Origin of the sequence: Plesiomonas sp. (assembly GCF_051650925.1) — a bacterium.
Classification (GTDB): domain Bacteria; phylum Pseudomonadota; class Gammaproteobacteria; order Enterobacterales; family CAMTGL01; genus Plesiomonas.
The window spans coordinates 1-9,773 of the sequence record NZ_JBOFRH010000186.1 but is presented as its reverse complement, the minus strand read 5'-3'; the positions used below and the strand labels follow the sequence as shown (position 1 = coordinate 9,773).

The window sequence follows — 9,773 nt, the reverse complement described above, 5'->3', positions numbered from 1 at the left end:
CAACTCAATAGCCGGCAGAATGAGGCCAGAAAAATTAATGTTCTCGGGTGGGAATGTTTTAAAAAACGGGCGGTCAAAATGCGGTTTTGGCTTAGATTTTAGTGTTGATGTTGGTTCACGTTTATTGTGTTTTCTCGGCACGCTATTTGGGGTGATTATGAATGGGGGCAATTATGAATAGGTTGTCTTACGGGAAATAAAAAAGCGCCCTTACTGGCGCTTTTTATGGGCATATGAAAACAGCGTGGCTTATTCGATATTGAATTTGAATGTTGAGTATTTGCATTAAATCCTTGCGGTTGCTGTGGTTCTCTCACTCTGTATTTCCATTAAGTACACGCATAGGTACACATTTTTTGCGGGTGTTCATCAATATTGACCATAAAAGCGCTTTAAACAGGGTTTAAAAAAACGCCTGCCAGAAATCACAATCAGACTATTCGTGCACGGTCTGGAATCATTCTGGTGCAGAATACGCCCTCTTTTTTGCAGAAAAAATCAGTCTGGCCGGGCTATCAGAATAGTTGCATTCGTTGCGTGATGTGGCCTGTGGGCCATAAACCTGCGTCATATAATGATCAGTACCCCACCCACCAGAGGCCTGGAGCACTGTTTTAACCAAGTACAATGATACCGGGCGAGGTCTGGTGTATGGCTGTTGCATATGGTGATCACATCCCGGTAGTGGTGGGGCTGTTATTTTTGTTGTGAATCATAGCAAGCATTTTTGTTATTTATGCTTGCTGGTAGCTGGCTGTCTGGTAATCTTCATTAAAACATGACAAGGGATTTAAGCAATGCCAGAAAACAGCAAGCCACAATCAAAGGGCGGGAAGGCAAGAGCCGATAAGATGACGCCGGAAGAGCGCAAAGCTATTGCACAAATCGCCGCTCAAAAGCGCTGGGAAAAAGCCAAGTTACCTACGGCTCAATATGAGGGGGTGTTAAAAATTAATGATACGGAACTGGAGGTTGCAGTTCTGGATAATGGTAAGCGCATCATTTCGCAATCCTCAGTGTTTAAGGCTCTGGGGCGTCCAAGTCGAGGTGTGAGAGCAACTCTTGACGGTGAGATCGTTCTACCTGCTTTCATGGATGCAACTAACCTTGTTCCATTTATTAATCATGAGCTTAGAGAGCTGATCAATAGAGTGCAGTATTCCAGTAAATCAGGAGCTGTTCTGGATGGTTATGATGCTGCAATTCTGCCGTTGGTTTGTGATGTTTATCTTCAGGCGAGGGAAAAAGGAGCGATAGTCCGCGTAAACCAGCTCGAAACCGCAATGAAAGCCGAAATACTGGTTCGCTCGCTGGCTAAGGTTGGTATTGTAGCCCTTGTTGATGAGGCTACGGGCTATCAGGCGGTTAGGCCAAAAGATGCTTTGCAGGCATATCTTGATAAAATTATCAGTAGAGAGTTGGCCGCATGGGCTAAAAAATTTCCTGATGAGTTTTACGAAAATATCTACAAGCTGCGCAATTGGCCGTGGACGGGAATGAGTAAAAACCGGTTCAGTATTGTTGCTCACTATACCCGTGATTTAGTCTACGAACGGCTTGGTGATTCAATTTTACAGGAACTTGAGAAAAAAACGCCGAAAGGGGCTAGCGGTAGCCGTAAAAATAAGCTCCATCAGTGGCTGACTGATGATGTTGGCAATCCAATGCTGGCGCAGCACCTGCACTCTCTAATAATGATCCAGAGGCTGGCAATCGCAAACGGTTATGGCTGGAATCGTTTTGTGAAAATGGTTGACCAGATAATGCCCCGCAAAGGGGGAACCTTCGAACTTGAGCTGACAGATCCCACCGAAGATGATTCGTAGTCGGATTGCGGTTTTCCTATGAATCGCCCTGTACCTGCATTTGCGTCTACTAGGTTTTGGGGTGTTCGCTAGGCCCCGTTTAAAATGTCGTGAATTAAAATCCCGCAGGCACCCATGATGTCCCCGGAGTGTTTCGCGTTACAACTGTATATATAATCACCCATGCTTATAGTTACAGTAATGCTTTTGACGGGGAGTTTTAGCGATGACATTCGACGATACTGATTCAGCGACCATGCAGGCACTTTTGCCAGAGTCGGTGCAAACACTGGTTGCCGTCATAGGCTACCCGGCCACTATTCGGCTTATCGAGGCGCTCGGCGGCACAACATTACACGCCCGTACTAGTGAACGCCGCAGCCGCACAGGCGGCCCCTATGCCCTTCTGGGCGATATCTTGACGGATAGCGAGGTTAATTCTCTGATGCATCATGTCGGGGGGGCCGCGTTTTATATACCGCGCTGTGATAGTGTTTTGCGTAAGGTGCGAAATGCCCGCTTTGTGGCCGATATTGCCAAGGCTAAAGCTACAGGGAGTTCATGCCGTAAAGCAATGGCTACTCTATGCCCTAAGTATGGTTTTAGCGACCGATACGGGTGGCAACTACTGCGCCAATACGCCACCGCCAGCAATGTATCCTCTTTGGCGTCCTGATGGCTGAATGAATCTTGCATAACATAGCCTCTAATTGAGCACAGGAAAGTGCATTTTAGGCGGTTTTCCCTCGACTTTTACACCTTCAACGATACTAAAACCGCTCAATCCCTTGTGTGGCGCGGCCTGCGGGCCTATTTGCTGTTATCAGCTAGAGGTGATTTTTAACTATTTTTGCTCTGCGGCTCCGCTGTAACCCGCACCACGACTGGCGTCGCGCTGTTTTTCGTGCTGAAAAGTACATTTTTGGGCAAAATTGGGCACTTTTGTATGCTGACTAAAAACTGGCTGTAAGCCTTGTGCCGTCTGGCCTACAGGCTGATTCTACCTATTTTCTGTTTTTGATGGATTTGCATAGTAAATGTGGCTGTATGCCTTGTGGTGTCTGGCTTTGCGCTGATTTTGGCTCGTTATTTTTCTATTCTGGCTACTATGAAAGTGCGTGGGGACAGTGGGGACAGCGGGGACAGCCAGACGTGGCGCGGGTTTGAGGCGTCCCCACTCATTTTATTCTGTGGGGACAGTGGGGACAGTCTGGATAAAATATAATCAAAGTTGTCCCCACCTGTCCCCAGTGTGTCCCCACTCAAAAACGGCTAAATAAACAGCTATGGTAAATATAACCAACTGAATATATTGTTATTTTATTTTTTTTGTCCCCGCTGTCCCCACTGTCCCCACGGGTTTTTCAGTTTCTGAAAGGGCATTATTTTTGTTTTATGCATCTATAGCGCTTAAAAGTTCATTTGTGCCGATGGCGTAGACGTGCGGACGAATGGAGCCAGCACGAATGCGCTTTGTATAACGCCCAGTATCTCGCTCGATAATTGCGCCTATCGCATCAAGGCAGGCGATAACCCGCGTTCTGTCATAGCCCGGAGCGGCTTCGTTCAGCGTGTCGGGGGCAAAATACAGAACCTTTTCCCCCGCGTCGTTAGCCCGCCACCATCCTGCCCTGTTGGGAATACTGCCGTATGCGCTAGTCGCCATGCTCTCAAACCGCGATTCATGGAGTGTGACGAATGACGCCACGCTACGGATAATTTTTACATCTTCTGACTGCCCGCGACCTCGATATGTTGCCCATGCTTCAAACATCACCTTAACGGCGGCCAGTGCCTCGCCTTGCAGCCACGGTAGAAGTCCCGCAGTTATTGCCATTTCTCCCGCTAGTGCGCACAGAGTGAAGCGGGCGGCGGCTCTGGCCTCCTGTCCCGTGCTAACTGGAAACTGTTCGCGTAGCTGGGCGAACATATCCGCCAGTATCTGGCCGCTGTCCTCTGATTCGCCTGGCTGATTGCGTGATATGAGCCAGCGCACAAATTCTGGCCCGGCGTGGCCGTAATGGTTAGCAGCGTTGCCGCGCAGGGTTTCAGCAAACCGCCTGCCCGCGCCGCGCCGTTCTGCGTCATTGTTCGGGTTGTGCGGTAGCTCCAACCCGTGAAGGTAATCAAAGGCGCCATATAATCGCTGTACGGGAATATCAAGCAAACGCATTTCCTGACCGGCTTTGATGCGCTGGCCGCCGCTTTCCATGTGCTTGCCTACCGTCATTTCCCCGGTAGATATCAGCATTGTGCGCCAGACGTTAACCGGGCGAGCCATGCCGGATATTTTGCCGCGCTGGCGTCCCGTGCCGTTGCCTAGTTGATAAATTAGCCCGCCAATATCTCGCGCTGGAGCCTCTCCGATTTCATCCAGAATTAGTGCGGTATCGTTGCGCATGGTTGCCAATCCTTCCAGCCCCGTGCTGGTAGCGTTCCAGTTACGCTTAAAGTTACGAGGCTCACCCCAGACGCTACAGGCCACCAATGCGGCTACGCTCTTGCCGCTGGAGCTGTCGCCCATGAAGTGAAACCCGCCGCTGTCCACATCGAGCAACCACAGAAGGGGCCCAGCCAACGAGGCACAGATTGCCATCATTGGCACGGGGTTGTTACGACATAGGGCGGCCACCATATCGCGCCAGTCGCTTACTGTTCCGGCTGTCGTATATTCCTGAGTTCCTGCTTCTGTGGATTGAAACACCACGTCACCCGTACCAATAATTCCGCCGGGCATCACAAACATATCGGGCGAATGCCACCCGGTGGCTGTGGCAGCCAGTGCGTGGCGTTTCGGGTTCGATTCCATAATGTAATCAGTTAGCGCCTGCCGCTGTTTGTGCGGGATAACCACACCCATGCGCAGGAGTTCGGCGCGGAGTTCGCCGCCGTCACCCGCTAGCATGTGCATAGGGGCGGCCCATTCGCGCCACTCACCTTTTGGCGTCATGAATCGCAGAAGTCGCCCGTAGTTTTCGCCCTTGTCGTCGCTGGTCATGGCGATAACTTCCAGCGGCGAACAAATAAACGTATCCGTGTTGGTTGCGTCTCGCACTCCGTGCCAGTACAAGCCGGGTTTCAGTATCTGTCCGCTATCCACTTGCACATACTGTGCGTAGGTGGCATGGCCCGGACGTGCCGGGCTGACTTTTGGATATTTGCGCCGTGGTGGCTTGCGTGATTTTGCAGTAGCGTTCTTCTGTGTGTCGTTAGGCGTCTGGCTCATTTTCCATCGTCCATATCATCAGGTCGTTAAAATCGGACAGTTCGATAGGGGAGCCAGTCGGCCACTCCGGGGAGATAACCATACACCCAGCCAGATAAGCCGCTTCGTTGGCTGCTCTGTCTCCGGGATTACCTTGTGATGTTCTGTCATCATCTCCGGCAATCACTAGCCGAATGCTTGCCCCATACCTTTCACGCAGTGCTAACGCCACGTATTTAAGATTCCCTGCATTCATTGCGCACACCACCGCGTTCACATCCCAGAATTGAAGTAATGCAGCTCCGGTGGCCCAGCCTTCACACACATACACGTCATGTGGTGGGGCGTCCGGGTTCATCAAGTCGAAATCCCCTATAGGGTGGAATGCTCCCTGAACCTGACCATCACGCAAAAACATCTTGCGGCCATCTGGGGATATGGTCTGGATGTTTACCAGCTCCCCGTTGGCGTTATAGAGCGTAACCAGCAAGTCGTCGCCGGACTGATATAGCCCATGCGGTTGCAGGCGTTTTGCGGTTAGATATGGGTGGTGTGGGTTGGCAGTTTCTGCCTCAGTCATCAGTTCAAACGCTCGGCAAGCGGTCAGCCTCTGGCGAAATTGCCGTTGTTGTTGCTCCTGCTGGCGTAGTCGGGTGGCCTCCACCTCTGCGGCCTTGAGGCGTTCTTGTTGCGCCTTCCGTTGTTCGGGGTTTATTGCTTCGGACTTACCTAATGCGGGCAGGCTTAACGCTAGCCTGTCCGCTACAATGCGGGCCGCATCAGTCTGGCGAACATTCCATAAGTACGCGCCCAGAGCCACAAGGTCGCCGCCCCCGTCACCGGTAGCGAAATCATGCCATCGGCCATCAATCAGCGACACGGAAAAGCTCCCCGCGTGGCGGTCTGCGCGGGTAGGGTTGCGACACACCCACTCCCCACCCTGTTTGCGGCCTTCTGGTAGCCATTCAGGCACAAGAATATCTGCACTTTGGACGGCTACGGCGGCCACGCTGCGAATAGCGTCAATCATGGCAATATCACGCATGGCGACCCCCTTCGCTGATTTCCCCAGCATGAAGGCGGTGGTGGTACGTCTCCACCACTTCGTTAAACCCGGCCACCAGCTCAGCGGTAACGGCGATGGAATCCCCCAGGCTGCGTAGCTCCCCCGCTTGCGGGTCGATACCATCACCCATACCGGATAACAGCCGTCCGGTGCTTATCAGCCCTTCCAGTAGTTTACGCCCGCAAAACTCCGCGTCATCGGACATGCGGCGAGCCTCTCCGGCATCAGCGTTTTTAATGGCGGCAACTAACAGCGCGGGGATTTCGGTGTTGTACATATCACACATGGCACACCCCCTGAGCAGGTACACGGCCAGCAAATGCGAGGATGTAACACCCAGATAGCCGCTGGCGGGCCTCTTGCTCGCTTGTGGCCTCAATGGTCAGGCGGCAGGGTTTGGCGGCCATATCGGTACGATGAAGGGCCATAAAGCGATACTGATATTTTGGGTGAGTTTGGGTATGCTGTGTTCCAGCCATAGTGTAAGCCTCGATTACGTTGTGGTTAGAGGCCCGGTTAGTGCTGGTAACACTGCCGGGCCTTGCCTTTTGCGAGTTATGACAATCAAAGTGTGGCCCACTATAGATTTTGGGTGTGGCCCACGTCAATGCTTTTATTTGTTTTTTGCTCGTGTATACTGTGGCCCACCAATTGGCGAGAGGCTTAGTAATGGCTACAGGTACAACCAATGCGAAATCACAATCTTTAAAATCTCGTGTACCGCATGAAATAGTTGAGGCGATGGAAGGCGTGAAGGAGTTAGGCGAGAGTACTTCGCAATTTATCATCACATCAATGCAAGGCGAGATAAAACGCCGCCAGCGGCGCAAGAAGTCAGAAACGCCAGCGGAGTGATCCACACTGGCACGTAACCAAAGGGCGGGGGCGCAATCCTCGCCCTTTTTTAATGGTCTACAATCTGAGCTACTCAAATCTGAGTTGGCCGGGGTAATGGGTTTTGATATCCCCGTATTAGTGGATGCATTAATCATGGTGAACCTCTGGAAGATATGGCTGATAAGTAGCCCACAATGATTGCCCCTCATTTTCCAGTGATTGCCGTTCCTGTTTGCAGGCTTGCAGGTCGCGGCCGCGCTGACTGGCCTTGATGTTGAAAGCGGCCATACGGCGGCTGTAGTCGTTCAGGATGCCGAAGGGAACACCATAGCCGCCTGTTTTGCGGATAGTTGGGATAACGTCGCGGAATACCCAATTGGTGAAACGGTGGGCGAATGTGCCGGGCTTGGAGGCTTTGCGGCTACGGGTAATGAGTTTGTAGAAACCCGACTCTGACACTGTGCGCATCTGCTGATTACCACCAAGGGTGTAAGTTAAACATACGCCCTTTTCATCTTCGTCCAGCGGCTTAATCGCCGTGCGATGGTTTGCCACTTCCAGCGCCTTACACACATCAGCGGCTATAAACCACGGCTCGCCGTTGATGCTGGCAATACGTACAGAGCAACCCTCAAAACGGATAACGGAAATATCCTGTGGGCCTTTTTGGGCGTGAGAGCGCCCCGCCCCGATTAAGGGGCTATTTGAAGTTTTCATAATTGGATTTCGCTGGTGGGGTTAGTGAGTCGTGTTTTTACGTTCGTTTAACCATGAGCGTATGGCGCAAACATCAAAGCGGGTTACGCCATCGCCGAGCTTATCCGGGCGTGGAAATTTACCTTGTTTCACCCAGTTCCATAGTGTTGATTCACTAATCTGGAAGTGCTGCATGACTTGTTTAGGGCGCATATACCCGATATCAGGAAGATTATTCATTGGTTTATGCCTCAATGGAGTAAATAGCAGTTATAAAAAGCTACTCCTAAACCCGCATTGCTTTCAACTCATTGTTTTTTAGCGGTTAATTCTGGATTGTTTCTAATAAAAGGTGGTTTGCGTTTAACGGCGTTTAAACATCGTTTAAATTTTTTTGATGCTGGGTTATGCATAGGGGGGTGCATGCGGGGCACCCTATTTGGCTATAAAGGATTCTAGGCGCTGTAATAGGGTGCTGGTGATTTTAGTAGTGCTTTACGCTTTATAGTGTGCGTTTTTCGGTATATTAAACCGCACGAATAGATAATTAATGTAAGCCTAAGCGATTCTTAGCGCGGAGATATTGTACTCATTGCCTCGTTCCAGAGCCACCAGCAGCCCGGCCCACAACTCCAGAGCGGCCCGGCGTTCATCAAAATACTGATGACGGTTATAAATTCCTTCCACGCCTCTTATGCGGTGATTTAGGCAGCGTTCAGCTACTACAGGGTCAACGCCTAATGCGGCCAGATGGGTGCGGGCAGTTCGGCGAAAGTCATGAATAGTGAAATTGGGTATGCCCGGCATTTCTCGGCGCACCTTCGCCAGAGCCACCGGTAAAGTGCTTTCCTGAATGTGGGGAATCATGCGGTGTTGCATCTTGCGGGCAGGAAGTACCCAGCGGCTCCCGCCTGAAATGCTGTGCAGTTCTCGCAGCCATTCCACTGCTGGTGGTGGTAATGGAATATCAATCGCGTCGCCATTTTTGGCGCGTTCTGCTGGCAGTCGCCAAACAGCTTCATCTAAATCAAATTCGGCCCACGGTGCGCCGCACAGTTCCATTTTGCGACAGCATAGGCAAAGTATCAGCTTCATGGTGATCTCATTCTCACGGCTGAATCCCTTGGCCGTGCGCATAGCCTGAAAGAACTGTATGAGCTCATCACGGGATAGCCAGCGTTCCCGGCTGCTTTCCTGTCCACCAGCGTCAGACAATTCAAACGCCCCTGCCGGGTTTGTTTCTAGTGCGTGGCGCTTGATGGCGTAATCAAAAATTCGTTTTGTCCATCGTAGAACGTCATTAGCCACAGTAGGCGCACCACGGGCAATAATGCTTTGTAGCATCGCATCAATATGGCGGGGTTTCACGTCCTCTACTTTCAGGCTGCCTATGTGTGGGTTTATATCTTTGTCGATGCGACGGCGGAGAATGTCGGGATGTTTCCAGCGTGGCAGTATCTGGCGCCGGTAGTATTCATCCGCCAGCTCTGACACACGAAGTGCGTTTTTTTCTTCTTCCATTCGCGCCAGAGCTTCCGCTTTTCGGGCTTGCTTCTCCCCGGCTACGTCATGTCCCAGCGCCACAAGGGCGGCCAGTTCTTTCACTGTGGCGCGGGCCTTGCTCAATGATTGGTCAGGGTAAGAGCCAATAAGCATGGCGCGTTGCTTGCCTGCAATACGGTAACGGTAGCGCCAGAAGGGTGCGCTATATCTGAGAGGAAAGCACAGATACAGCCCGCCACCATCGGCGCGGCCCTCGAAGTGCTCCCCGGCCTTAATCCATGCCCGGATTTGAATATCGGTTAACTTCGCCATGCTCCCGCCTGAACGTTGAATAGGGGTGTGTACATACTCGCGTGTACACAAACACCGTTAAGTACACGTGTATGTACACAATATTTGTTGGCTTTCCTCGGAGTATATCGGAGTGTGTGGGAGTTAAAAAGCCCCAGTAAATGGGGCTTTGTTGTTTTTCTGTGGAGTGCGTCGGAGTGTATGAAAGGTTATTCCACGTTCTGAATTTGCTCGCGCATCTGCTCAATCAGCACTTTCAGCTCGACGCTGCAACCGGTGATTTCAGCATTGATGGATTTTGAACCCAAGGTGTTCGCTTCGCGGTTGAACTCTTGCATCATGAAGTCCAGACGACGGCCCACGGCTTCGT

The 9,773-nt window shown here is 51.4% G+C and carries 12 protein-coding genes; 4 read left to right on the top strand and 8 right to left on the bottom strand.

Annotation, left to right across the window (positions count from 1 at the left end; translation table 11 throughout):
* The 3 genes from ACRC27_RS04325 to ACRC27_RS04315 form a co-directional block, all read left to right on the top strand.
* On the top strand, positions 1-181 hold a 181-nt coding region (locus tag ACRC27_RS04325), incomplete at its 5' end, for a hypothetical protein (protein WP_438639280.1).
* Positions 182-797: 616 nt separating this feature from the next.
* Positions 798-1,826 carry a P63C domain-containing protein gene (locus ACRC27_RS04320; protein ID WP_438639279.1) on the top strand — a complete coding sequence of 343 codons (1,029 nt, stop codon included), beginning with the start codon at positions 798-800 and terminating at the stop codon, positions 1,824-1,826.
* A 205-nt stretch (positions 1,827-2,031) separates the two neighbouring features.
* The gene (locus tag ACRC27_RS04315; RefSeq protein WP_438639278.1) at positions 2,032-2,481 is read left to right on the top strand and encodes a Mor transcription activator family protein; all 450 of its coding nucleotides are present in this window, start codon (positions 2,032-2,034) and stop codon (positions 2,479-2,481) included.
* Positions 2,482-3,198: 717 nt separating this feature from the next.
* On the opposite strand, the gene ACRC27_RS04310 is transcribed toward ACRC27_RS04315, so the two are convergent.
* From ACRC27_RS04310 to ACRC27_RS04295, 4 genes are read right to left on the bottom strand one after another with little or no spacing between them, the layout of a single operon-like run.
* The gene (locus ACRC27_RS04310; protein WP_438639277.1) at positions 3,199-5,031 is read right to left on the bottom strand and encodes a DUF927 domain-containing protein; all 1,833 of its coding nucleotides are present in this window, start codon (positions 5,029-5,031) and stop codon (positions 3,199-3,201) included.
* Positions 5,015-6,055, bottom strand: a complete 1,041-nt coding sequence (locus ACRC27_RS04305; protein ID WP_438639276.1) for a toprim domain-containing protein — start codon at positions 6,053-6,055, stop codon at positions 5,015-5,017. The genes ACRC27_RS04310 and ACRC27_RS04305 overlap by 17 nt, the downstream gene beginning before the upstream one ends.
* A complete protein-coding gene (locus ACRC27_RS04300) occupies positions 6,048-6,362 on the bottom strand; it encodes a hypothetical protein (RefSeq protein ID WP_438639275.1) in 315 nt (104 codons plus the stop codon). The genes ACRC27_RS04305 and ACRC27_RS04300 overlap by 8 nt, the downstream gene beginning before the upstream one ends.
* Positions 6,355-6,555 carry a host cell division inhibitor Icd-like protein gene (locus tag ACRC27_RS04295; protein WP_438639274.1) on the bottom strand — a complete coding sequence of 67 codons (201 nt, stop codon included), beginning with the start codon at positions 6,553-6,555 and terminating at the stop codon, positions 6,355-6,357. The genes ACRC27_RS04300 and ACRC27_RS04295 overlap by 8 nt, the downstream gene beginning before the upstream one ends.
* 190 nt (positions 6,556-6,745) lie before the next feature.
* On the opposite strand from ACRC27_RS04295, the gene ACRC27_RS04290 reads away from it, so the two are divergent.
* Positions 6,746-6,931 carry a YlcI/YnfO family protein gene (locus ACRC27_RS04290; protein WP_438639273.1) on the top strand — a complete coding sequence of 62 codons (186 nt, stop codon included), beginning with the start codon at positions 6,746-6,748 and terminating at the stop codon, positions 6,929-6,931.
* A gap of 129 nt (positions 6,932-7,060) precedes the next feature.
* On the opposite strand, the gene ACRC27_RS04285 is transcribed toward ACRC27_RS04290, so the two are convergent.
* The 4 genes from ACRC27_RS04285 to ACRC27_RS04270 all read right to left on the bottom strand — a co-directional run.
* On the bottom strand, positions 7,061-7,630 hold the full coding sequence (locus tag ACRC27_RS04285; protein WP_438639272.1) for a BRO-N domain-containing protein: 570 nt from the start codon (positions 7,628-7,630) through the stop codon (positions 7,061-7,063).
* Between the two features lie 21 nt (positions 7,631-7,651).
* Positions 7,652-7,849 (bottom strand): helix-turn-helix transcriptional regulator, encoded by a 198-nt coding sequence (locus ACRC27_RS04280; protein WP_438639271.1) that lies wholly within the window; start codon positions 7,847-7,849, stop codon positions 7,652-7,654.
* A gap of 318 nt (positions 7,850-8,167) precedes the next feature.
* Positions 8,168-9,424 (bottom strand): tyrosine-type recombinase/integrase, encoded by a 1,257-nt coding sequence (locus ACRC27_RS04275; protein ID WP_438639270.1) that lies wholly within the window; start codon positions 9,422-9,424, stop codon positions 8,168-8,170.
* A 188-nt stretch (positions 9,425-9,612) separates the two neighbouring features.
* A partial coding sequence (locus ACRC27_RS04270; RefSeq protein ID WP_438639281.1) for an endoribonuclease YicC domain-containing protein occupies positions 9,613-9,773 on the bottom strand: 161 nt, incomplete at its 5' end.

Excerpts from the sequence above, each read along its gene's own strand:
- ACRC27_RS04320 (WP_438639279.1), top strand. The coding sequence starts at position 798 with ATGCCAGAAAACAGCAAGCCACAATCAAAGGGCGGGAAGGCAAGAGCC.
- ACRC27_RS04315 (WP_438639278.1), top strand. The coding sequence starts at position 2,032 with ATGACATTCGACGATACTGATTCAGCGACCATGCAGGCACTTTTGCCA.
- ACRC27_RS04310 (WP_438639277.1), bottom strand. The coding sequence starts at position 5,031 with ATGAGCCAGACGCCTAACGACACACAGAAGAACGCTACTGCAAAATCA.
- ACRC27_RS04305 (WP_438639276.1), bottom strand. The coding sequence starts at position 6,055 with ATGCGTGATATTGCCATGATTGACGCTATTCGCAGCGTGGCCGCCGTA.
- ACRC27_RS04300 (WP_438639275.1), bottom strand. The coding sequence starts at position 6,362 with ATGTGTGATATGTACAACACCGAAATCCCCGCGCTGTTAGTTGCCGCC.
- ACRC27_RS04295 (WP_438639274.1), bottom strand. The coding sequence starts at position 6,555 with ATGGCTGGAACACAGCATACCCAAACTCACCCAAAATATCAGTATCGC.
- ACRC27_RS04290 (WP_438639273.1), top strand. The coding sequence starts at position 6,746 with ATGGCTACAGGTACAACCAATGCGAAATCACAATCTTTAAAATCTCGT.
- ACRC27_RS04285 (WP_438639272.1), bottom strand. The coding sequence starts at position 7,630 with ATGAAAACTTCAAATAGCCCCTTAATCGGGGCGGGGCGCTCTCACGCC.
- ACRC27_RS04280 (WP_438639271.1), bottom strand. The coding sequence starts at position 7,849 with ATGAATAATCTTCCTGATATCGGGTATATGCGCCCTAAACAAGTCATG.
- ACRC27_RS04275 (WP_438639270.1), bottom strand. The coding sequence starts at position 9,424 with ATGGCGAAGTTAACCGATATTCAAATCCGGGCATGGATTAAGGCCGGG.